This is a genomic window from Salipaludibacillus sp. HK11, assembly GCF_047795645.1.
Classification (GTDB): Bacteria; Bacillota; Bacilli; order Bacillales; family Salisediminibacteriaceae; genus Salipaludibacillus.
Genome location: NZ_CP181045.1, coordinates 2,039,635 through 2,064,033, shown reverse-complemented (window position 1 = coordinate 2,064,033; position 24,399 = coordinate 2,039,635). Strand labels below are relative to the sequence as shown.

The 24,399-nt window shown below is 35.9% G+C and carries 19 protein-coding genes; 13 read left to right on the top strand and 6 right to left on the bottom strand.

From position 1 onward, the window contains the following. Nucleotides 1-169 precede the first annotated feature (169 nt). The 3 genes from ACM26V_RS10225 (at nucleotide 170) to ACM26V_RS10215 (ending at nucleotide 2,040) form a co-directional block, all read left to right on the top strand. Nucleotides 170-1,171 (top strand): EAL domain-containing protein, encoded by a 1,002-nt coding sequence (locus ACM26V_RS10225; protein ID WP_416151318.1) that lies wholly within the window; start codon nucleotides 170-172, stop codon nucleotides 1,169-1,171. Between the two features lie 136 nt (nucleotides 1,172-1,307). Beyond that, on the top strand, nucleotides 1,308-1,466 hold the full coding sequence (locus ACM26V_RS10220) for a hypothetical protein (RefSeq protein WP_416151317.1): 159 nt from the start codon (nucleotides 1,308-1,310) through the stop codon (nucleotides 1,464-1,466). Beyond that, entirely contained in the window at nucleotides 1,459-2,040 is a 582-nt protein-coding gene (locus tag ACM26V_RS10215) for an NAD(P)H-dependent oxidoreductase (RefSeq protein ID WP_416151316.1), read from the top strand. Before ACM26V_RS10220 ends, ACM26V_RS10215 begins: the two co-directional genes overlap by 8 nt. Before the next feature lie 201 nt (nucleotides 2,041-2,241). Here ACM26V_RS10215 and ACM26V_RS10210 read toward each other — a convergent pair whose 3' ends face one another. Continuing rightward, nucleotides 2,242-3,990: a B12-binding domain-containing radical SAM protein gene (locus tag ACM26V_RS10210; protein ID WP_416151315.1), complete on the bottom strand. Its 1,749-nt coding sequence runs from the start codon at nucleotides 3,988-3,990 to the stop codon at nucleotides 2,242-2,244. 218 nt (nucleotides 3,991-4,208) lie between these two features. On the opposite strand from ACM26V_RS10210, the gene ACM26V_RS10205 reads away from it, so the two are divergent. After that, nucleotides 4,209-4,724 carry a hypothetical protein gene (locus ACM26V_RS10205; protein WP_416151314.1) on the top strand — a complete coding sequence of 172 codons (516 nt, stop codon included), beginning with the start codon at nucleotides 4,209-4,211 and terminating at the stop codon, nucleotides 4,722-4,724. A gap of 37 nt (nucleotides 4,725-4,761) precedes the next feature. Here ACM26V_RS10205 and ACM26V_RS10200 read toward each other — a convergent pair whose 3' ends face one another. Further along, on the bottom strand, nucleotides 4,762-5,571 hold the full coding sequence (locus ACM26V_RS10200) for a hypothetical protein (protein ID WP_416151313.1): 810 nt from the start codon (nucleotides 5,569-5,571) through the stop codon (nucleotides 4,762-4,764). 393 nt (nucleotides 5,572-5,964) lie between these two features. Then, a complete protein-coding gene (locus ACM26V_RS10195; protein WP_416151312.1) occupies nucleotides 5,965-7,131 on the bottom strand; it encodes a KamA family radical SAM protein in 1,167 nt (388 codons plus the stop codon). Nucleotides 7,132-7,391: 260 nt separating this feature from the next. Here ACM26V_RS10195 and ACM26V_RS10190 point away from each other — a divergent pair, with 260 nt between their 5' ends. Then, nucleotides 7,392-8,789: an aspartate aminotransferase family protein gene (locus ACM26V_RS10190; RefSeq protein ID WP_416151311.1), complete on the top strand. Its 1,398-nt coding sequence runs from the start codon at nucleotides 7,392-7,394 to the stop codon at nucleotides 8,787-8,789. 13 nt (nucleotides 8,790-8,802) lie between these two features. Beyond that, nucleotides 8,803-9,657, top strand: coding sequence for a MurR/RpiR family transcriptional regulator (locus tag ACM26V_RS10185; RefSeq protein ID WP_416151310.1), 855 nt, complete (start codon nucleotides 8,803-8,805; stop codon nucleotides 9,655-9,657). Between the two features lie 113 nt (nucleotides 9,658-9,770). Here the strand turns inward: ACM26V_RS10185 and ACM26V_RS10180 are convergent, their stop codons facing one another. The 3 genes from ACM26V_RS10180 to ACM26V_RS10170 form a co-directional block, all read right to left on the bottom strand. Continuing rightward, nucleotides 9,771-11,738 carry a TRAP transporter permease gene (locus ACM26V_RS10180; RefSeq protein WP_416151309.1) on the bottom strand — a complete coding sequence of 656 codons (1,968 nt, stop codon included), beginning with the start codon at nucleotides 11,736-11,738 and terminating at the stop codon, nucleotides 9,771-9,773. Between the two features lie 255 nt (nucleotides 11,739-11,993). Beyond that, nucleotides 11,994-13,085 (bottom strand): TAXI family TRAP transporter solute-binding subunit, encoded by a 1,092-nt coding sequence (locus ACM26V_RS10175; RefSeq protein WP_416151308.1) that lies wholly within the window; start codon nucleotides 13,083-13,085, stop codon nucleotides 11,994-11,996. A 349-nt stretch (nucleotides 13,086-13,434) separates the two neighbouring features. After that, a complete protein-coding gene (locus ACM26V_RS10170; RefSeq protein WP_416151307.1) occupies nucleotides 13,435-14,835 on the bottom strand; it encodes an MATE family efflux transporter in 1,401 nt (466 codons plus the stop codon). Between the two features lie 120 nt (nucleotides 14,836-14,955). Between ACM26V_RS10170 and ACM26V_RS10165 the strand changes: the two genes are divergently transcribed. From ACM26V_RS10165 to ACM26V_RS10135, 7 genes are all read left to right on the top strand, one after another. Next, nucleotides 14,956-15,840 (top strand): helix-turn-helix domain-containing protein, encoded by an 885-nt coding sequence (locus ACM26V_RS10165; RefSeq protein WP_416151306.1) that lies wholly within the window; start codon nucleotides 14,956-14,958, stop codon nucleotides 15,838-15,840. 91 nt (nucleotides 15,841-15,931) lie between these two features. Next, a complete protein-coding gene (locus ACM26V_RS10160) occupies nucleotides 15,932-17,629 on the top strand; it encodes a methyl-accepting chemotaxis protein (RefSeq protein ID WP_416151305.1) in 1,698 nt (565 codons plus the stop codon). A gap of 384 nt (nucleotides 17,630-18,013) precedes the next feature. Further along, nucleotides 18,014-19,360: a sugar ABC transporter substrate-binding protein gene (locus ACM26V_RS10155; protein WP_416151304.1), complete on the top strand. Its 1,347-nt coding sequence runs from the start codon at nucleotides 18,014-18,016 to the stop codon at nucleotides 19,358-19,360. Between the two features lie 67 nt (nucleotides 19,361-19,427). Further along, nucleotides 19,428-20,747 (top strand): ABC transporter permease subunit, encoded by a 1,320-nt coding sequence (locus tag ACM26V_RS10150; protein ID WP_416151303.1) that lies wholly within the window; start codon nucleotides 19,428-19,430, stop codon nucleotides 20,745-20,747. Nucleotides 20,748-20,770: 23 nt separating this feature from the next. After that, on the top strand, nucleotides 20,771-21,613 hold the full coding sequence (locus tag ACM26V_RS10145) for a sugar ABC transporter permease (RefSeq protein WP_416151842.1): 843 nt from the start codon (nucleotides 20,771-20,773) through the stop codon (nucleotides 21,611-21,613). 358 nt (nucleotides 21,614-21,971) lie between these two features. Then, nucleotides 21,972-23,000, top strand: coding sequence for a LacI family DNA-binding transcriptional regulator (locus tag ACM26V_RS10140; protein ID WP_416151302.1), 1,029 nt, complete (start codon nucleotides 21,972-21,974; stop codon nucleotides 22,998-23,000). Between the two features lie 101 nt (nucleotides 23,001-23,101). After that, complete coding sequence (locus ACM26V_RS10135; protein ID WP_416151301.1) at nucleotides 23,102-24,229, top strand: AI-2E family transporter; 1,128 nt, start codon at nucleotides 23,102-23,104, stop codon at nucleotides 24,227-24,229. Nucleotides 24,230-24,399: the final 170 nt, after the last annotated feature.

The window sequence follows — 24,399 nt, the reverse complement described above, 5'->3', positions numbered from 1 at the left end:
TGTGATTAAATGGTCCTTTTTATTCATAAGTTTGTTATAATGAAAGGGACTATTGTATTTAGAAGTGTTTCTTCATAAAAATGACACAATTCTTCTAATATGATCAAAATTGTAAAAGCAGGTGAATAATATGAATTCTTGTCACTTTTGTCAGAAAAAAATTCCTTTGATGAATGAAGGAGTATTAAAGATATCTATAAATGATGATCGTGTAAGAGGTGAAATTAGTAGACGATTTGAAGAGATTGGGAGTCATCACATTTATTCTTCTTTTAATCACATACATATCACTTATGACACGTGGAAGCAGCTACAACGTTACACTTGTATCATACAATCTATTTTATCGGACGAACAATTAGATAAATGTAAGGGTATGCTAGTGGGGAAAAATCAAGATCCTATATATCAAATGGAGGAATACCCTTTCAGCCAATTATCGTTAATTATTAAAAATCCTATATTTGTTAAAATTATTCAAGAACAGTTATTTCAATCGTTTATGCAACCAATTATAGCTACAAAGGATCAACAAGTAATTGGGTATGAGTTTCTACTTAGACCAAATAGTAAAATATATACCTTTCACCCTGGAGAACTATTTTTATTTGCTCAACATACGGGATTGCAATCGATGTTAGACAGTCAAGCTCGTATAACATCTATCAAAACTGCATCTCACTTTTTACCAACAGGGATGAAGCAATTTATTAATTTTTTACCATCTTCTATTTATGATCCTCAGCATTGTTTAAATACAACGTTTGCTGCAGTGAAAGAATATGGTGTAGATCCTCAAGATTTAATTTTTGAAGTTGTAGAAACTGAAAAAATAAAAGAAGTGTCTCATCTAAAAAATATTTTTGATACTTATCAGAAGGCTGGCATGAAGATTGCGTTGGATGATATTGGATCGGGTTATGCAACAATTGAATTGTTGAAAGAGTTGAAACCTGACTATGCGAAGATAGATAGGGAATTAATTCAAAACTGTCATCAAAGTGCAGCTAAGTTAGAGAAAATTAAACAACTTAGTGAAATCACTAAGGCAATGGGGACAATTTTGTTAGCTGAAGGTATTGAAACGATCGAAGAATTTAACGCGATTAAACCACTAGTAGATTTGGCGCAAGGATATTATTTTGGAAAACCAATAAAAAATCCAGCGTAAAAGGAGAAAGTCGATTTGCGACCTTCTCCTTTAACATTTTGGTTTTGTGTCAAAAAAATTTGGGGACGATAGTTTTGTTGACACAAATCGATATTCCATTATTTGAAGAGACATGGTGATGACAAGATAAACAAAGTTGATTTATATTAATGTTAGTTTTTTTGAATCGATATTAGTAAGAAAGTATGGAAGTACTTCAATTGATGGCGAACTATTAATTGCGCTTCTGAAAGTTTATGATGTAGGCACAAGACAAGTACTTAGACGAACAGGGGGAGGAACGAAAGGTGAATAGTTACATTATTTTTATGCACCCTTCAAAAGACAGTTTTAATGGATCAATTTTAAATGAATTAGTGAAATCATTAAAAGAGTTGAACCATACCGTTAGAGTTAAAAATTTATATGCTGAAGCGTTTGATTCTCAGCTTTCATGGCAGGAATATAAGGAAAGTCAAGATGGCCTCTATCGCGATGACAATTTGGCTGAACAAGAAATGATTTCTTGGGCGGATCGACTGTTTTTTGTATTTCCAGTTTGGTGGGGAGGATTTCCTGCTATCGGTAAAGGTTATATTGACCGAGTGTTTTCTTTCGGGTTTGCCTATGAGTTGGAAGGCGAATCACCGATTCCATTGTTGAATAATAAAAAAGCCTCTTTAATTTTTACGACAGGAGCTCCAGAAGAGGAGTTTGTTGAATCACAAATGTATGAACATATGGTTACATTGATTGACAAAAGTACACTTCAATTTTGTGGTCTTAAGTTAGATGGTGTGGTTCATTTTGGTGATGTCATTCAGAAATCTGATGAGGAAAGACAGGAAATGTTGAAATCAATAGAAGGTTTTTGTTCTAGTTTGATATAGGTTATGGAGTTACAAAAGAAATGTATTAAAAGGAATAGGGAAATCGATCATAAATTAATCGGCTTCCCTAGTTGTTATTTTATACTTTAAAAATATTTAACTTCGCTAAAGGATTAAAGTATAAGAAAAACTTGTCTTTCGCCAAGGACTTGGCGACAAGCCAAGTTTTTCTAACCTAGAGTGACGTAATTGAGAGGAGAATTATGAATAATTCAGGTTTAATTCTTTCGCTAAATAATGTAACTGCGGTGTTCCTTTGTTTGGTTCAAAAATCGCAAATAGAAGACCTTCCTCGTAAATGATTGTCCCTTCAGATAAATATGTTTCTAAATTAAAGGTGATTGATTCGACAAGGACATGTTTGGACATCGTTTTTGCATCGTTAACAAAATGATCTATTGCAGGCATATTTTGTTTCGCATGGGAACGAATAGCGATTTTTTCTTCTTTGCTAAACCGATCAACCCACCAAATCTTTCTAGGCATTTGCCTGAAATGGATGATGTAATCTATTTTCATTAGTCCGTGAACAATGCCAGGTTGTGAAATTCCATGGTGATCGAGGAACTTAGTTAATCGAGTAAATAAATCTTCAAATTGATGACCAATTTTTCCCCAGCCATTTTTATGCCAGTAGTCCCCGAACTGTTGAAAGAAATCAAACGGAGTGTCAAACTCATGGTGAATGAGATAGTTAACTGTATGGTTAAGACGTTGATCATTCCAATATTTCTCCAAAATATCTTCTACTCTTTTAATCCGTACAACTTCATCAAAGCTCAATATTCGGTTAGATAGGATTTCATAAGGAGCATGATCCATATATTTATACCCGTACTCCTCCGCCATTGCTCGCATCCCGGTACCTCGTAACATTTTCAGGAAGCCAAGTTGAAGTTCTTCTGGTTGAAGAGCGATTACATCATTAAATGTATTTTTAAACGATCCATAATCTTCTTCGGGTAATCCAGCGATTAAATCAAGGTGTTGGTCAATTTTTCCACCTTCTTTAATAAGCCTAACTGTACGAGAGAGTTTTGAGAAATTTTGTCTTCGTTTGACTAGAATATTTGTGTTGTCATTCGTGGACTGGACACCTATTTCAAAACGGAAAACGCCTGCAGGTGCATTTTCATTTAAAAACTCGAGTACTTCTGGTCGCATGATATCTGCTGTAATTTCAAATTGAAATTCGCATCCTTGATGATTATCGATTAAAAATTGGAACATCTCCAACGCATAGTCACGTTTGATATTAAACGTCCGATCAACAAACTTAATCATTTTTGCACCATTAGCTATTAAATAAAGGATGTCTTGCTTTACCTTCTCAATATCAAAATAACGGACGCCAACTTCAATCGATGAAAGACAAAATGAACATTGAAAAGGACACCCTCGACTTGTTTCAAAATATACTATACGTTTGCTTAATTCTTCCACATCCTCTTTAAATCGGTAAGGGCTCGCTATCGTATTAATATTTAAATTTGCTTTCTCCGGCGTAAGGATGATCTGGTTGTTTTCTCGAAAAGCAAGACTTCCAACCTTATGTAACGATTGTTTATTATCAATTGCTGTTAAGGCTTGCTTAAATGTTTCTTCACCTTCGCCACGTATGATCATATCAATTTCTGGTACGCGCTCCATCCATTGTAACGTGTCGTATGAGACTTCCGGACCACCAAGTATGAGAGCCGTGTTGGGCATGACTTTTTTTAGCATTTTTACGATTTGGATCGTTTTTTCAATATTCCAAATGTAGCAACTGAATCCAATTACATCCGGATGTTTCATATATAAGTCAGATACGACATTCATTTCTGGATCTTTTATCGTGAATTCACACATTTCTATGCTATACTCAGGCTCAGCATAAGCTTTCAGCAGGCGAAGTGCTAAACTAGTATGAATATATTTGGCATTTAAAGTAGTAACTATTATGTTCATCTTCAATTCCTCCGTTCAAAAATCTAATGTTATCATACCATATCTTAAATTCTATCAAAATTTATAGATTCTTTAGAATATTTCTTGAGCGAGGCACGGCAAGTGAATCAGGGTATTGTCACATTTTTCTTTAATGCTCATAGGATGAAGTGAATCATGGCTTTCTGTGAAAAGTAGCATGAATTCATAAGGAACTAAGAGGGGAAGGGGTTTACTAAATGAATTGCAAATGCCAACAGAAAAAAGGAATACAAGGAGCTACTGGTCATACTTCGCAACCTTTTACACCATACAGCGGGTATCAACAACAGCCTATGCAGGTAATGGGAGCTCAGACAGGCTATCCATCAATGATGCAGCCATCACATGAAGGAATGGGCTACACACCATATCAACAGCAACCTCAAGGATATCCACAGCAACATCATCAAATGGTAGGAGGCGTTCAGCAACCGCATGGGCAACAGATGAATATGCAACCACATCCAGGTTACCCACAAGCTCCAATGGGGCAAGGACAGGTGAATATGCAACCAATGCAACAATATGGAACGCAAATGCCAGGATATGGTTACCCTCATCACCAAATGTCACCGGGACTACATGGTGTTGAGGGTGCACCTCTATTGCCAGATCAAAACAATGAATATAATAATCAACAATTTCAAGGTTATCCAGGAACGATGCCTCAACAGGGGTATTTACCGGAAGAACATGATGATGATTTTGATTAAGCAATAAAGCAGACATAAATAGGCACCTATTAGGTGCCTATTTATGTCTATCTAACGGTACTTCCTCAATATTAAATGGAATATTGAAAGAAAACCGCCACTCAGGTAAATCTACTGTTGTTCTTTCAATAGAAAATCGTGCAGGAATGGAAATATTTTGCACGAATTCTAATTCAACATTCAGATGGTTCTGTTCAGGATCAACTCTTGAAAACATCGGATATATTTCTTGATCGTCTTGAAACCTAGAAAATATATAAGCGAGATTATTTTTATTTTGATTTGGGTGTAAATCTCTGAGATCAAACGTAACGATGTTTTCATCAATTAAAACGTTTCGAAGCGCAAGATCACCAACTTCAATATAGTCGACTTCTGTGTCGTCTAAGAGGAATGGATATCCTTCTTCAAACAACCTTGGCACAATATACAACGGAACATGCACGAGTTTATCATGGGTTCCTTTGGGAGGAGGTGGACTAACCCTTAGTGTTACTGCGAGTTGATGATTTTCTAAAGGTTGATTGCTGATTTCACTGTGACTGTATTCTACACTCTCAACTTTATAAATTGTTTCATCCTCATCTGATACATATTTAGGCCACTGAAACTGATAGTCGTCGGAAGCTATCGATGTACCATTGCCGTGTTCTAAAATAAATAAAAAGTCAACATAATCTTCACTGTGGACTACAGATTCAACCGACATGGCCAAAGGCGATTTGTAAATAGTTGTATTTATAGGTGGTGAAGTTCTCTGAGATGAACCATTTTGAAATAACGAATCATTGTCACAACCTGTGAATAGGAATATAGCGGTTATCAATAATATAAATCGTCTCATCATTAACCTCCACTATTAGATGCTATGTCTATTGTACTAGAGTTAGTGCCGAGGGGAAATAATATATCGAATAATTGCGCCGATTGTTCATTTTTTGCTCAGGAAATGATAGATTTTTCAGTTGCAAGTATCATGCTTATAAAGGGAAGAGCGAACACACTGTGAATTTTGTCGAAACGTGTCATGTATCGGAATGGAGTCGCTATGTGTTGGAAGGATTGATTTATATTTACGAATTGGCGTTCTATATGTAGCAACCTAACATTTATCTGTAGGAGACAAAAAAACTATTTACAAAAACAGAGTCCCACCTAAACGACGAAAAAATAAAAGAGATGACCATCGAGAAAGTCATCTCTTTTACAGTTTCGTTTTAGTTTTGGATCAAGGTTATTACTATGTCACTGGCAGTTCTTTTTCTGCAATTTTGTCGTTTGCACCTTCAAAACCATCCCATTTTTTCTTTGGAGCTTCCCAATGTTCTTCATTTCCTGGAAGATCGTCGAACCAAGAAGCTTCTTCAGGACAATCAAGAATCATAAATTTGCCGTAATTGTTATCACGAGATTGGTGATATTTCAAATAAGCTTTTCCATTGTCAATAGCAAGTATTTCAATTTTACCAGAAGTATGACTCATCGATAGTCTTACTCGTTTGCCAAGACCTGAAGTGTTAGCTTTTGCCTCCTCAACGATTTCATACGCCTCTTTCAAAGAGAGTACAAAATCATTGTTTCCTGCGACAGGGCGATTAATAAAGAAGTAGTAAGGTGTCACACCGGCCCAAGATAGTTTATCTAATAATTCTGCTAGAACTTTCGGATCATCATTAATTCCTCTAAGCACAGGCGTTTGATTTACGACAATCGCTCCTGCATCATGTAATGCTTGAAAGCCTCTTTTTGCTTCTGGTGTGATCTCCACGGGGTGGTTTATGTGTGCCATCACGTAGATGCGTTGCTCAGGAGTTGAATATTCACTTATCAGTTTAAGTAATTCTTCGTCCTCATAAATGCGCATAGGGTTAAATACTGGCATTTTTGAACCGAGACGTATTATTTTCACGTGAGGAATTTCTCTTAATTGCTCAATAATGCCTCGTAATTTTTTTGTTGCAAGAATAAGAGAGTCACCGCCTGTTAATAGGACGTTTGTTATTTCTGGGTGTTCCTTAATATATTCGATTCCAGGTTGTACGTCTGACATTGCTTCTTTGATATCATTTCTAAATAAGCGCTTTCTAAAGCAGTAGCGACAGTATGCTCCACAGACCTCTGAAACAATAAGAAGAGCGGTTTGATCATACTTATGTTGACAACCAGGCACCACATAGTTTGTGTCTTCATCAGAGGAATCCCATCGACCGTATTCTTCTAATTCTCCCTCGTTAGGAATAACTAGTTTTCTAATTGGGTCTTGAGGATCTCCCCAATCGATTAATCCTAAATAATATTCATTCACTCGAAAGACGAATTTTTCGGTAATCTTTTTTAACTTTGCTTTTTCCTCATCAGAAAGGTGAGGGACCTTTTCAATATTCATAATGTACTTTGGTTGAGCCATGAAATCATCCTCCTCCTTGTAGTCTCTCTTCATTTAAACATAACCGTTAAAATCGGTCAAAAACGGAGGGAATCATCAATTGTGACAAGGGAATGAAATATATCCTCCATTTTCTCTATGAAGGTTTGTTTAATGATTAATATGAAAAAAAAGGGTAGAAAATTTCAAGATTTCTCTTCACAGACAAGTAAAAATAACATAAAATGAAATATATATTTCATAAAAATGAAATTAAGAAAGAAAGGTGGAACATAAGAAAAATGGCCATTCAAAAAATTGATCATCCTATGATTGATTTTGGATTACAGTCCAAAGAATCTGGAAAGCAAATAAATGAAGCTAACAAGTATTTACCAGGGGGAGTTACTGCGAATATTAAATATTTTGAACCCTATCCATTAGTGATGGATAAAGGTGAAGGTGCAAGGCTAAGAGATGTTGATGGAAATTGGTATGTGGATTATTTAATGGGGTTCGGATCTCTTGCCTTAGGACATGGTAATAAACAAGTCATTCAGGCAATAAATGATCAATTTTTGAAGAATGGAACGCTATTATTTGGAACGCCTCATCAATTAGAAATTGAATTTGCCAAGAAAATTCAGCAGATATACCCTTCTATGGAAAAGATGCGTTATACAAATTCAGGGACAGAGGCAACGCAACTTGCAATACGTTTAGCTCAAGTATTTACTGGAAAGAAAAGAATTGCTAAGTTTGAAGGGCACTATCATGGTGGGTATAAAGAAATGTTGTATAGTATCAATCCTCCATTAACCGAATCGGGAGACGAAGAAACACCTAATCCTGTCCCTGAATCAGCGGGAGTAGAAGTTGATGGTTCAGAACCGATTATCTTACCATTTAATCATTTAAATGGAGTAGAGAAATTATTGCAAAAACACTATAAAGAGTTGGCAGCTGTAGTTATCGAACCTATTCAAGCAGGTTTTATTGAGGCGGAGCAAGAATTTATGGATAAGTTAAGAGAGCTGACAGAAAGGTATCATGTCCTGTTAATTTATGATGAAGTAAAAACAGGATTTCGTTCTGCTTTAGGAGGGGCACAAAGTATTTATCAGGTAACACCAGACATTACAACACTTGGTAAAGTTATTGGAGCGGGTTTTCCGATCGGTCTTGTTGGAGGTAGGAGGGAAATTTTAGAAGTTAGTTCTCCTAAACGTGGAACGGATGTATTTGAAGCAGGTTCTCAAGGAAATGGGAGTGCAAAGGATGTTCTCTTTCACAGTGGAACATACAATGGGCACCCAACAATATTGGCGGCAGGTTTAGCTACCATTGTCGAATTGGAAAGGAGCTTCGAACAAATCCTACTCTACACAAATGAATTAAGGAGCGGTATTGAGAAAATTGGTAGAAAAGCAGGTTTACCTCTCAAGACATATGGTGTTGGTTCTATTTTTAATGTAGTATGTAACCAAGAGACAAATCTGCGACACTACCGGGACCTCCAAAAAACGAATACCAAATTGAGAAAACAACTAGACTTTGAATTGATGAAGCAGGGAATCTATACAAAGCCATTGAATCGGTATAGTATATCCTCTGCACATGGCAAAGCAGAGTTATTAATTACACTGAATGCCTATGAAAAAGCGTGTCATCATTTAAAAGGAGGAGCTGGCGTGTCCTAAAGGAGGATGCAGCTTGCTTGACAGTGATGTATATGAAAGAATGATTAAGGCGAGAGAAAAAATGAGCAAATCTCATAAAAAGATTGCTAATTATTTAATTGAGCATCATGAGACAGCAGCTTTCCTTACAGCCTCGAAGCTAGCTAAATATGTCAAAGTTGGCGAAGCGACAGTCATTCGATTTGCCTTTTTCCTAAATTATAAAGGTTATCCAGATCTACAAAGACATTTGCAAGAAGCGTTACAACGAAAAATGACGTCTGCTGAAGTATTGGCAAGAACAACGGACGAAGATAATTATACAGAAAATGTTATAACAGAGGTTTTGAAAGATGATATTCAAAATTTAAAGCAAACGCTAAATCAAGTTGATCCTGCTATTTTCGAGAAAGTAGTAAATGAAATGATAGAAGCAAAACGGATTTATATTATCGCTTACCGTAGTGCAACGAGTATTGCTGGATTTTTGGAGTTTTATTTAGATCTCGTTCTTCAAAATACTGAAATGATTCATCAAGCAGATGGCGTTTCAGAGCATCTTTTAGACATTTCAGAAGATGACCTTGTTATCGGTCTTGGATTTTCTCGCTACACGAGAAGAACAGTGGAAGTGTTGAAATATGTGAAGCAAAGAAATGCAAAAACAGTTGTCATTACAGACCATTTACTAAGTCCACTTGTGCCATATGCGGATTTTAAAATAGTTGCAAATACCGAAATAAATTCATTTATTGATTCTTTTTCTGCCCCAATGAGTATAGCAAGTGCATTGATAACAGCTTTGACTAGAGCGGAACATAAGAAAGTAGAAAAGAGGCTGAAAGAATTAGAAGGTCTTTGGGAAACATTTGACGTATTTTATGATTAACAGTTGCTAGCTAAAGGGAAATCGATCTTACAAATCAACAGGGAGTTTAACATATCCACTGAGAAAAGCGCGCAGAATCGTATACTGATTCTGAACGCTTTTTTAGGTTTTCTTTAGTTATTATCGACTGCGGTTTCTTTTTTCTTACGCTTATATTGAACGAAACCTATCAGAATAAACAAGGCTAATCCAGATAGTTCGATTACTAAGTTTTCTGGATAGATCAGCATTAAACCTGATACGAGAAGTAAAAGTCTTTCATACCACTTGAATGTATAAACAAAATATCCCATCATCGTTGCACTTACTGCTGCCATCCCTAGGAGAGCTGTGATGACTAATTGAATGACCGTTAATACATCGGCATCTTGTAGTAATAACGCTGGATTATATACAAATACATAAGGGATAATAAACCCAGCGATTGCTAACTTGAATGCGGTAACACCTGCTTTCATCGGGTTCGCCTTTGCTATTCCTGCACCGGCATAAGCGGCCAAACAAACTGGCGGAGTGATGTCAGCAACAATTCCAAAGTAAAATACGAAGAAATGAGCCGAGATATCAGGAACTCCAAATGAAATCAAAGCAGGAGCTGCCATCGAAGCCGTGACAACATAATTTGCAGTAGTCGGCAAGCCCATACCTAATAATATACAAGCAATCATCGTAAAGAATAATAGCAAGAAGAGGTTATTACCGGCAATGTCTAGTAATCCACCGGCTATTTTCCCACCTAAACCAGTGAAAACAACCACCCCTACGATGATACCAGCTGTAGCACAGGCTGCAATAACAGGTAGGGCAACCCTAGCACCTTGTTCAAGCGCATCTATCATACTCCGTGGGGTCATCCGAGTATCTTTCCGGAAGAAGCTAACCACGAAGGCTGTACCAATACCAGTTAAAGCTGCGTAAGTGGGAGTAAACCCATTAACAAGCATCGAAACAATGACTACTAAAGGTAATAGTAAATCTGCTCGTTTCGCTAAGCCTTTCATAGAAGGTAGTTCACTTTTTGGCAGACCTGTAATACCGTAACGTTTTGCTTCAAAGTGTGTCCCCATAAAAACACCAGTGAAATATAGAACTGCAGGTATGATACCAATAATAATGATGTCACTGTAAGAAACACTAGATACATATTCAGCCATAATAAAGGCAGCGGCACCCATGATTGGCGGCATAATTTGACCACCAGTTGAGGCTGATGCTTCAGCAGCAGCAGCAAATTCTGGTCTGAATTTTGCACGTTTCATCATTGGGATTGTAAATGAGCCGGAAGCAACCGTATTTGCAACAGAACTTCCAGTAACCATTCCTTGCATAGCAGAAGCTGCAACTGCAGCTTTCGCTGTTCCACCTGTGAATTGACCTGTCGCACCAAAAGCTAAATCATTAAAGTACTGTCCCACACCTGTTTTGGTTAGCATGACACCGAAAAACAAGAATAGATAAATGTACGTTGATGAAATTTGAATAGGAGTACCAAAAATAGCATCTGATGTGAAAAATAAACGTCTAGCTAATCCCGGCCAGTCAAACCCACCATGACCAAAATAGGGGATATTCGTACCATATAATCCATAAAGGATTGCTACAGAAGCAATGACGATAATCGGGATACCGACAGCTCGGCGTGTCGCTTCTAATAAAAGTACAATACCTATCGTAGCAACGATGATATCGAGATTGGAATTTCCAAGAATTCGAGAAGCACCAGTAAGCCATTCATATCTAAATAAAATATAATATGCAGAACCCATTGATAAAAATGCTAATATTACATCGTACCATGGTACACCAATTTTTTTAATGCCAGATCTTCGTAAAGGATATAGAAGAAAAATTAATCCCATTGCTGTTCCCAAATGTACAGATCCTTGCATCAAATAAACGAGTGGACCACCAGATTGTGGTAAAGCTCTCCATAAATGAAATACTGTCAAAGAGATCGCTAGAAAAGAAATGACCCATTTCCATTTTCCCGTGTTTTGCCGAAAAGAAGATTCTTTATCGTATTTAGCTAACATTTCCTGTTGTTCTTTTTCCGAAAGCATATCTTTTTCTGAGTCTTGCATACTTTCACCTCACCTTAGTAACATGTATTTTTATATTTATATAGTAAGTTAAATCGACGAAAAGGAAGGAGGGAAATCAATTCCTACGCTTTCGTCGATGTTCTGCCATAAGAAGGCAGAGCAACATTTATATGAATAATCTTTTTTTATCATAGTTTCATAATTTATACAATAGAAAATGATAAAACGTCTAAAAAAAGCCGGACACTTGAATGAAGTTGTCCGGCTTCGAGTACCTATTTATTTTTTAAATTATTAGTCTAGAAGACCTTCTTCTTCAAAGTATCTTTCTGCACCTGGGTGCAATGGAAGACCATCTGAACCGTTCATTGCATTCTCATGAGTTAAGTAATCTCCTTGAGGGTGAGCAATGTCTCCACTGTTTTCGTAAAGAGCTTTCATGATTTCATAGCCTAGATCTTCATCAATAGTATCTGTTGATCCAACAAGAACAGCATAAGCAGTAATCGCTTGAATGTCTTCTTCTAAGAAGTCATAAGAATCAGCAGGAATCGTCATCGCTGCATAGCCACTATTGTCTTCAACGTACTGAAGACCTTCATCGCTAATTGGAATTAAATTGATATCGCGGGATGCAGCGAGTTCATCAATTCCTCCTGCTGGGAGTCCAAGAAGACCGAAGGAAGCGTCCAAATTACCATCTTGAATACGTCCGGCAGCATCACCAAACCCTTCTTCATAGGGATTATAATCACCGTCTTCAATTCCATAAGCTGCTAGAATTAATTTCGCTGCAGATTGAGTACCACTTCCAGGAGGACCTATTGCAATATCAGCACCTGCTAAGTCTGCAATCGATTCAATTCCGGAATCAGCACCTGTAACAATTTGCATCACTTCAGGATAAATCTGTCCCATGAAACCGAAGTTATCATGTTCGATACCTTCAAAGTCACCATCACCAGTTAGTGCATCAAGTGCTGGTAAGTGAACTGACATACCAAGGTCCATTTCTCCAGACATTATACCAACGATATTTTCTACAGAAGCACCAGTTGAAATGGCACTTAAGTCAAATCCATCAACATCAATATTGTTGTTGATGACTGTAGCCATTTCTGTACCTAGGGGATAGTAAGTTCCACCGGTACTACCAGTTCCTAGTTGAAGATTACCAATGTTAACATCACCTGCGGCCTCATTATTACCTTCGTCTTCATTAGCATCTTCGTTATTGTTATTAACTTCGTTTTCTTCGGTGTTATTATCATTGTTTCCACCGGTGTTGTCCGCGTCATTTTCGTTGTCATTACCATCTCCACATGCAGCTAAAACTAAACTACCTGTTAAAAGCAACGCAAAAATTGAAGTAAATTTTCTTGTCAATTTAATTCCCCCTTATTTAAATCTATAAATATCAGCTCGTTCATATTTATATGCTGATATTCTATTTAATTTAACCAAAAAATTTAATGCTTGTCAAAACGTTCTGGTACAATTGTGAAAAATTCACATCTAATTTCATAGTTTACATGTTGGCCTATATAAGGTTTGGTATGTTGTGAATTTTTGTGTAAGTAAATCTTACAGTACCGATTTATTCAAAGATAAAATTAGTTTTGTAATTCTAACTATATTAAGAAAATGCATTATGAAATTGATCCAAGTAATATTTTTTAATGAGAAGAAATGCAAAAAGCCCTACAATACAACGACCTGTATGTAAGGCTATCTACTAATTTGTGTTTGCTTTGTTGCCAGTGTTTTTTTCTTTGTCATCTTCTTCAACAATAAACGACATTCTCATCCATTTCTTTGACTTCCATCTACGAAGCATAAGAATTCCTCTAATCCACTCATCAAGAATAAAAGCAATCCAAACGCCAATTAATCCAAGGCCAAGCCAAATTCCTGCCGTATATGACACGAATACAGCAACTCCCCACATCGATATAATTCCAACATATGCAGGGAATCTCACGTCACCAGAAGCACGTAACGAGTTAATAACAATCAGATTAAATGCTCGACCTGGTTCTAAAAAGACGGTTAAAATTAATAGAGCTCCGCCTAACTGAATGATTTCTTGGTTATCTGTGAATATGGAGAAAATTTCCTCGCGGAAAAATGCGAATGAAATAGCCATAAACGTTGAAACACTCATGCCAATCCAAAGACTTCGAAGACAACGTTGATACGCAGCTTCGTACTTTTTTTCACCTATTAAATGTCCGACAAGAATTTGTGTACCTTGACCAATCGCAATCGAAAATAGAAAAGCTAACATCATGATATTCCATGTATACACTCTCGTTGTTAAAGCTGCTGTTCCCATCGATGCGATAAAAAAAGTAATGACCATTTGCGAACCATTATAAGACAATTGTTCACCAGCAGCAGGAATACCAATTTTTAAAAGATCTTTAAGTTCGCGTTTAGGAAATTTTTTTGTTAAGAAACTCCATGGTAAATCGCCTTTAACTCTCCTATATAATAATATAAATAAAATGATCGTTCCTAGGATTCGGCTAAAGGCAGTACTCATAGCAACACCTGTTGGTCCGAGAATAGGCGCACCAAAAGCTCCAAAAATAAAGATATAGTTACCAATCACATTGACGATGTTCATCCCCAACGTGACATACATAGCGTCTTTTGTAAAACCATGACTTTTAATGATTGCAGATAATGTCATAATTAGTGCTTGTACAAATGAGATACCACCGACGATTTTCAAATAAATGAGTGATGTACTCATCAGTTCTTCTGGTAAATTCATCGCTAATAAGATCGGTTCACCAAAAAAGAACAAAACGATACTTAACACTAATCCAAAAACAATATTTGTAACAATTGAAACAACTGCAATTTGCGAGGCTCGTTTCGTTTGATTTGCCCCTAAATTTTGTGCGATGAGAATCGTTGTTCCGGCAGCGACAGAACCGAACATGACGATAATGATACTCATAATTTGGTTGGCAACTCCAACAGCGGCAACAGCGTTATCATCATATTGACTCAACATTAACGTATCTGCATTCCCCATAAGCATATGAAGAAGTATTTCAATAAAAATTGGCCATGTTATTGCGAAAAGAGTGAGCTTAGCAGTCTTTTTCTTTAGGTCTTCACTCATAAAAAACACCTTCTTTTTTCCTTGAACTAACTTACCTTCTAATCATAAAGCAGTGTATAGTAAGATTATAGTAAAAAAAACGAACAGTATTGGACAAAACCGACATTGGGGTGAAGAATATTGGAAACTATACTTACGATGGTACCACCGTTACCAATTTTTATTAAAGCATCAAGCGCTCTGTTTCCTAAAGGAGAAGTACATTTTCGACGTGAATTTGATATTTTTGTTTTGCTATTCGTAACAAAAGGGACGTTGTATATGGAAGAAAGCGGGACAGATATTCCTATAGGGGAAGGGGAGTACTTTATTCTTGCACCTTATATAGAGCATGCAGGATCGAAACCCTGTGAAGAAGACACAGAATTTATTTGGGTTCACTTTACTTTCTCTTCACCATACTCTTTAGTAGAAGAGAGAAAAATTGATTGGTCAAATATTATAAAAAGAAAAAGTACATTTATGGAGTCAGACTTATATAACTTGCGTTTACCTAGGTTCGGTTCATTTAGTAGAAAAGACCAACCAGTAAATTTATTAGAGAGACTATTAAAAATAAATGAATCAAATGAACCAGCAGAAAGAATGAAGCAACAAATCTATTTTTTTGATATTATTATTCAGTTACAAAAAAATGCACTTGAATTACCATCGAATGCACAAAATATCGCTACTCAATGTATTCAGTTTATTCATTTACATTACAGAGAAGATACTTTTCGTGTGACAAACATGGCACATGAATTACTTTATCATCCTGATTATATAACAAGAGCAATGAAAAAGACGATCGGAATGTCTCCTGTGCAGTATTTGAATCACTGTCGTTTGATGAAAGCGAAAGAACTTCTTCAACAAGATTATGTTGATTTAAAGACAATTTCCAATGAAGTTGGTTTCACAGATGTAAGTTATTTTTCTAGGGTCTTTAAAAAAAAGGAAGGAATTACTCCAGGAGAATATAGAAGAACAACTTTTGCAAATAATATGAAACAGCAGAAATAGGAATAGAATTAAAATTAAACCAATGATACAATGGAACTAAGTGCAAACGATTGCGCTTAGTTTTTATGCTTACAAGGGGGATACTTATGTTATGAGGTGGAAAAAGAAAAGGTCGAGGGAAAAGAAATTGATTCATAAGTTATACGGACTAACAGCGGTGATTCTACTTACATGTGTTGTATCAGGAGCTTTTATCTATGTTTACAGTCAAAATGTATCTGTTCAGAGTAAGTTATTAGAGGAATCTGCAATCTTTCAACAAGAGTATACCCAACTTGTAAATGGGTTAAATCAAATTAGTGTATTGAAATACCAACTTACAACTTCTGGATACAATGAAAATCAAATTGAGCAATTAGATGAACTACTTCAACAAACGAGTGTGCTCTATGAAGGTTTAAAAGAAGAAATTTCAGGTAATGACGAAGTTTCACATTATCTTGCTTTTTTGGATGATGTTATTCGTTCTTATGAAGGAAGTTTTGAAGAATATTTTACTAGTTTATATGTGGGAGAAGAGGTAGATAGAATAAGAAATCGAATTGTGCCAATTATCAATAGAAATGAAGAATCCATTAATACAGTAAATGAAAGAATACAACATTTTATTGAAGAACAACGTAATCACGCTTCCTCTTCGTTACAATCTTCAATCGCTATCACAGAATTAGTAATAATGGTTGCTTTGATAACTCTTATCATCGTTCCTCTCGTTTCTTTACTATTGTTTGCAAGAAATTTAAATAGTGGTGTGAGAATAGTGATGAATAGAATTAAAGCTTACCATGATGGAAATTTAAATTTTTCACAAGAATCAAATCGCAATGATGAGTTTGGGCAAATTGATTTAAGATTAAGAGGAATGGGTTCAAGATTAGATTCCATCTTAAAAAGCAACGAACAAATTAGTGATGATGTATTATCAGTCGTAAAAACAACCTCACAAAAAACTACTGAGCAAATGCATGGGATGAATGAGATTCAAGAAACGATGAATCAGTTTACTAATAAGATAGAACGACAAACAGATTTTACTGGAACTATTTCTGCTACGACAGAAGAAGTATCCGCTAGTTCTGAAGAAATTCAATCATCAATTGAATACATGAGTAAGCAAATGAAAAGTTTGGAACACGTTTCAAATGAAGGGCTTATTTTAATGAATGATTTAGAATCAACGATGAATGAATTGAACGATGAGACAGGAGTAACTGCAAATCGTGTCAAATGTATGCAAAGACAACTAAATCATATTTCTTCTTTTTTACAGGGAATTGATGATATTGCAGATCAAACGAATTTATTGGCTATAAATGCTTCGATAGAAGCTGCAAAGGCTGGGAAGGAAGGGCGGACTTTTGCTGTTGTTGCAGATGAAATTCGCAAACTTTCACAAGGGACGAATAAATTTTCAGAACAAACGAAAAATGTACTAGTAGATTTAAGTAACGAGGCAACGGCTGTTGAAGGAGCATTTGAAAACTTCCAAGAAAAAAGCGAAAATGCTCGAAATAAAACCGCGACATCTGCCAAGATCTTTCAAGATATTTCGACAGGTAATATAAAAATAGCACAGGAACACCATGATATTAATGAGTCAATTATGCAAATTAATCAAGCGATAGAAGATGTCGTTAATTCTGTCACAGAATTAGTAGATGGTGCAAACGGTTTGCAAGATAAAAGCGGAGACGTTAAAAAAATAGTAATAGAACAAACAAATTGTCAAAAAGAGTTAACAGATGATGTTATATCGTTAGAAATTCTGGCTGAAAAATTAAAAAATTAAAGTGTTAAAACATTGTTTTATAAAGGTTTTAATGTGATATTTCTCAAGTTATAAAAATTTATTTATAAAAAGGGTTGTTTTTTTATTGAATCCGATAGTATAATGAAAACATCAAATAGTGCAAACGATTTCACGATAAGTTCGTGATTTTTTTACACCATTTTGTGCAAACGGTTGTCTTCTGTCGGTATTCTTCCTCGTTTAATACTGTTGACATTAAAAAGTCTAACAAGATTACTTTCAGTAAAAAAATTAAAAAGTAAAAGGATGATGAAATAAGTTATCTACCTAGTTAATGTTTTTACAGATTAAGAGGAAGTGACATTTTTGAAAGCAAATAAGTTTGCGAAACACATGAATTAACATTACTAAGGGGGAAATCAGATGTTTAAAGGTAAATCATTATTATTATCAGTCATGCTTATGTTGATACTGTCAATCACTTTGGTTGCATGTGGAGGAAATAACAATGAAGAAGCAAATGTTCCAGCAAATGATTCAGACAATGGAAATGTCAATAATGAAGGAAATGTAGAAGAAGATAATAACGAAGCAAACGAAGAAGAAGCAGATGCAAGTGACACGGAAGTACCAGAAAAGCCAGAAGAGCTTGCAATGTGGGTAAATGATGAAGAATCTCAATTAGATGCCTACGAAGAACTTGCAGAAAGATTCTCTGCTGAGCACGGTATTGAAGTGAACGTAACTCCTTATTCTATGCTTGAACAAACGGAAGGTATGTCTTTAGATGGTCCAGCAGGTCAAGGTCCAGACCTATTCTTCCAACCGCATGATCGTATGGGTGATATACACATTCAAGGTCTCGCTGCTGAATTAGAATTAACAGATGATCAACTTGATAGGCTAACTGAGTATAACGAAGAAGCAGTTACATCATTTAGTTATGAAGGGATTCAGTACGGTATTCCAGCTGTTGTCGAAACATATGCTTTGTTCCGCAACACTGACTTAGTGCCAGATGCTCCAGATACAATGGATGAGTTGATGGATATCGCACGTGATTTAACAGAAGGAAGTAATTATGGATTTTTGATGGAAGCAACGAATTTTTACTTCACATATCCGTTCTTGGCAGGTCCTGGAGGGTATGTATTTGGTCAAGACGCTGATGGTGTTTATGATGCTGATGACATCGGCTTGAACAACGAAGGTGCTGTCGAGGGTGCTGAAATTATTGGCTCTTGGTTTGAAGAAGATCTTATGCCTGATGGTGTTGATGGTGACATTATGAATGGTCTCTTTACAGACGGGCAAGTCGGTATGGTAGTAACAGGTCCTTGGGCTATTCCAGAATATGAGGAAGCGTTAGGAGATAATTTAGCTATATCTACATTGCCTGAACAAAATGGTGAAGTATTAAGTACTTTTGCTGGAAATAAAGGTTGGTTAGTAAACTATTACACTGAGAATGAGTATTGGGCGACTGAATTAGCATTATTTTTGACTAATCCAGAGAGTTCTCAAACTTATTATGAAGTTGCTGGAGAGCTTCCTGCTCACACAGCTGTCGAAATTGAAGATGAGTTTATGGGTCCAATTTTTGAACAAACGCAACATGCTGAACCAATGCCTAACATCCCAGAGATGTCCCAGGTTTGGGAGCCAATTGGTGATGCACTAATGTTTGTCACTAATGGTGAGGATCCTCAAGAAGTATTAGACGAAGCAGTTGAACAGATTAAAGAGCAAATTTCCATTATGCGTAATTAGTAGTAGATGATAGGGGATTGAGGAGATAGCTCCTCAATCCCAAATCTTTCACAGGAGGAAGACTAATATGGCTACGAAAAACAGTCAAGATAAACAAGATACTAAAGCGAATTTAGTTAACCCGAGGCATAATCCGACTGTAGCTGCACTGCTTTCAATTATTCCAGGGATAGGTCAAGCTTACAATAGACGCTTTTTGAAAGGAGCAGTCTTGTTCATTCTCTTTGCAGCTTTTGTGATTGCAATGATTGATTTCATTAGCACTGGACTTCAAGGGTTAGTGACGCTAGGTGAAGTTCCGCGAGTAGACGATTCTAGGGTTTTCCTAAGTAATGGGATCCTCTCATTGATTTTTACCATTTTCTTTATAACTTTCTACACCTTGAACATTCAAGATGCTTATAAAGACGCAAAGAGAATACAATTAGGCTGGCAAGTACCAAACATTCGTGAGGGATTTAAAAATGCATGGGATACTAGTTTTCCCTATATATTAATTGGGCCAGGTTTATTTTTACTCATGTTTGTAGTTGTTTTTCCACTTCTCTTCATGGTGTTTCTTGCTTTTACAAACTACAATTTATATAATGCTCCACCTAGACATATCCTTGAATGGGTCGGTTTTGAAAACTTCACTAATTTATTTAGGATCAGTGAATGGAGAAACACTTTCATTAATGTTTTATCATGGACATTAATTTGGACGTTTGTAGCAACAACGTTGCAAATCGCTTTAGCGATGTTTTTAGCGATAATTACAAATGATCCAAGATTGAAATTTAAAAAATTGATCCGGACGGTGTTTATTTTGCCTTGGGCCGTACCAGGTTTTGTTACGATTATTATTTTCTCTGCACTTTTCAATGATTCATTTGGTGCTATTAACGCTCAAATCATCGTGCCGTTGTTTGGTGAAGCAATTCCATGGCTTCAAAATGCAAATTGGACGAGAATAGCATTGATTTTGATACAAGTTTGGCTCGGATTCCCATTTGTTTATGCTCTGTTTACTGGAGTTTTGCAAGGGATATCAAGCGACTGGTTTGAGGCAGCGGATATCGATGGCGCGAATCGATGGCAGAAGTTCAGGAACATTACGTTTCCTCATTTGATGTTTGCCACAGCTCCGTTATTAATTATGCAGTATTCATTTAACTTCAATAACTTCAATATTATATATCTCTTTAATCAGGGAGGTCCAGCTGTTCGTGGTCAGACAGCCGGTGGATCAGATATTTTGATTTCATGGATTTATGGTCTGACATTTGAGAACCAACAATTCAATATGGCAGCAGCTATCTCAATAATTTTAGGACTACTCGTAGCGACATTTGCATTTTTCCAATTCCGTCGTTCACGTTCCTTTAAAGAGGAGGGGACTTTCTAATGAGTAACAAAGTAAAAAAGCCAATGAGTAAGAAGAAAAAGAATTTTTTAGAAATGTTTGTTATTTACACAATCGTTGCGATTATGTTTGTGATTATTCTTTATCCACTGCTTTGGACATTAGGAGTATCATTTAACCCAGGCCGTGGACTTTACGGTGCAACGATGATCCCAGAGAATTGGTCATTTGTCCATTATGAGTGGCTGTTTTTTGACGCAAGAAGTAATTATGTTATTTGGTATAAAAATACTTTAATTGTTGCGATTACCGTTTCTCTTTGTGCAACATTTATTGTTGCACTAGTTGCTTATGCTTTCTCAAGGTATCGATTTAAAGGTAGAAAAAATGGGCTGTATGCATTCTTACTTTTGCAAATGTTCCCTGTATTAATGGCGATGGTCGCATTGTACATTCTATTAAATACAGTCGGGCTACTAGATAATCTCTTTGGGTTAATTATCATCTATATTGGGGGGGCAATTCCAATGAATGCTTTTCTAGTTAAAGGATATTTTGATACCTTACCTAGAGAGCTTGATGAATCAGCTAAAATAGATGGTGCAGGACATTTTAGAATCTTTTTTCAAATTCTCCTTCCATTAGCAAAGCCAATTTTAGCTGTTGTGGCGTTGTTTAACTTCATGGCACCATTCATGGATTTCATTCTTCCACGAATTGTGTTGAGAAGTCCAGAAAACTTCACGCTAGCATTAGGGTTATTCAATATGGTAAATGATGAGTTTGCTAATACATTTACACGCTTTGCTGCAGGTGCAATTCTAATTGCAGTTCCAATTGCAGCAGTATACTTGTTCTTACAACGGTACTTGATCTCTGGTTTAGCTTCTGGAGCAACCAAAGGGTAAGTATTTAGAAATCATGAAAGATCAGATACGGGGAAAGGAGGTAGTGCTCCTTTCCCCGTATCTTCTTATTTGAAAAATATAAAAAAATGAAACAAAACATAATGTTTTAAGTAGTGAGAATTCATATTGTTCTTTTAGGTTGTAGACGATAAAATATAGATAGAGAGTCCCCTATTTAATATGAAATATTGTTTCTTTTTTCCAAAAGAGAGTGAAAAATTTTTTATAAGAAAGATTAATTTCAACAGTAACATTTAGAAAGACCAAGAAAAAATAATTATGTTAAAATAAACAATAATATATGACTAATAAGAAACAATAGGGATAAGACTTGTATTTATCGAAGGGATGGAAGAACATGGCCGTGACAATTAAAGATGTAGCAAAAGTGGCAAATGTTGCCCCTTCAACCGTATCACGTGTGATTGCTAACAGCCAAAGAATTAGTGAGCCAACGAAGGTAAAAGTTAGGGAAGCAATGAAAGAATTGGGATACCACCCAAATTTTAATGCGCGAAGCCTTGCGAATAAAAGCACCAAAACGATTGGCTTGGTAATGCCAAACTCTGCAAATAAAACGTTCCAAAATCCATTTTTTCCAGAGGTTATTCGTGGTATCAGTTCTAAAGCACATCAGTTAGGATATGGATTGTATTTATCGACAGGACAGTCAGAAGAAGAAATCTATGAAGAAGTGCAAGATATGGTTCAAGGGAAAAGAGTTGACGGGATCTTGTTAATGTACTCAAAAGTTAATGATAAAGTGATGAATTACCTTTATAATGAGAAGTTCCCATTTACTGTAATAGGTAGACCTTATGATGATCAAATGAAGGATATCACCTATGTGAATAATGACAATTTAAAAGCTGCGAAAACAGTGACAGATTATCTTATTCTTTTAGGACACCAACAAATTGCGTTTATTGGTGGTAACTTAGGCACAGTTGTTACATTGGACCATATGAAAGGTTATGAAACAGCCTTATTAAATGCGGGAATAACCCCGAGGAAAGATTATGTTGTTTTCCACGAAGAGCTTCAAGAAGGTGGGCAGGAAGCAGTTATTGATTTGATGAGTCTTGCTGAACGACCAACAGCTCTTATTGTAGCTGACGATATTATGACGTTTGGTGTCATGAGAATGTTAAGTGAAATGGAAGTTAAAGTGCCAGAGGATATTTCAATCATTAGCTTTAATAATGTGATGATCTCGGAATTGTCGTCTCCACCTATGACTACTGTTGACATTAATATTTTTAGTCTTGGATATGAGGCAGCTAATTGTCTTATTGATAAAATTAATGATCCGGAATTAGATTCAAGGCAAGTAATTATTCCTCATAAATTGATTAAACGGCAATCTTGCCAACGAGTAGTTCAATAAGTTCGAAAAAAGTGCTTGTGTATGCTTCATCATATTAACTTTGAAAATTTCTATTTTTTGCAGCTTATGATGAGATTAATATGCTATAATTATGGATATAATTGGAATGGAATGAGTGGATAAATGTGTTTCAATCACGTTTTTTTAAGCTATTAGCAGCTATATTAATTATTTTGTTAATTATTTTAGTAGGTAGAGAGGTTTCGTTTATTTTCAGACCCCTCGTAGTCTTTTTTCAAACAATGTTTATCCCCTTTTTAATTGCAGGGGTTTTATTTTATTTATTGAGACCGATTGTGAATGTCTTACATAAGAAAAAAGTGCCAAAACCGATAGCGATATTAGCGATCTATTTAGGGGCAATTAGTATTTTCTCATTATTTATCCTATTAATTGGTCCTGTCTTACAAACGCAAGTGACAAGATTAATCGAAAGTGCTCCAATGTTATTTGAAGAATTTAGTAAACTGATTATTCAAATAGAAGATAGTGACTGGTATGCGAGTTTTCAAAATACTGGCGATTTTTCTATTGAAGAAATTATGAACAATTTAACAAATTATCTGACAGATGCTTTAAATTTTATTACTTCGAACATTGCTAGTTTCATTGGTGGAGTCATCAATTTTGTATTAATTTTCGTCGTTGTTCCATTCGTCCTCTTTTACTTACTAAAAGATGGAGATAAATTACCTGGTCAGTTATTGCGGTTTTTACCTGAAAAGCAGCAAGCTGAAGGTTTTCGTATTTTAGAGGATATGGATGATAAATTAAGTTCGTATATTCAAGGGCAGATAATCGTCAGTTTCTGTGTTGGGGTATTAATGTACATCGCATTTCTTATCATAGGGATTGAGTTTTCACTGATATTGGCGCTTATTGCGATGGTGACAAATGTCGTTCCATTTATTGGTCCTTGGATAGGAACAATACCAGCAGTAATTGTTGCTATTATTGATTCACCTTGGACGTTGTTATGGGTCGTTATCGCTATCATTGTCATTCAACAAATTGAAAGTAACTTTATTTCACCTCAAGTCATGGGGCGAAAATTATCTGTACACCCTTTAACAATTATTATCTTAATTTTAGTTGCCGGGGGATTCGCCGGATTCCTGGGATTAATCTTAGCTGTACCAACTTATGCGGTTACTAAAGTAGTTGTTTCTCATATGTATCATTTACTACAATTACGAAAAAGAATAGATGATGAATTCAATAAAGAATAATAATATAAATGATTGTGTCGTTATCTTTAGTTCAGAGTAATGAAAATAGGAGGGGTATAAGGGTGATTTTCTTCTTTCCTTCGTTTATTTCACTCTGAGCAAAAAGGATACTCAATTTTATTTCACTGTATGCCTTTACTTTATATACCTATAAACGTATTCTAGTAGGT